1 protein-coding gene is annotated in these 235 nt (G+C 68.5%); it reads left to right on the forward strand.

The window, feature by feature from the left end; all coding sequences use genetic code 11:
- The coding region (locus tag EOD29_RS35095) for an aldehyde dehydrogenase family protein (protein ID WP_127248930.1) at positions 1-235 on the forward strand (235 nt) is incomplete at both ends.

The raw sequence follows: 235 nt of genomic DNA on the forward strand, positions 1-235 counted from the left end.
ATCGAGGAAACGGGCGCCACCGCGCCCTGGGCCGGCTTCAATGTCATGTTCGCCGCCAACATCCTGCGCGAGGCCGGCGCCATGACGACGCAGATATCAGGCGAAATCATCCCTTCCGACAAGCCCGGCACGCTCGCCATGGGCGTTCGCCAGGCTGCGGGCGTCTGCCTGGCGATCGCCCCCTGGAACGCGCCGGTCATCCTCGCCACCCGCGCCATCGCCATGCCGATTGCCT

The sequence above is a fragment of the Mesorhizobium sp. M1A.T.Ca.IN.004.03.1.1 genome (genome assembly GCF_003997555.1).
Classification (GTDB): Bacteria; Pseudomonadota; Alphaproteobacteria; order Rhizobiales; family Rhizobiaceae; genus Mesorhizobium.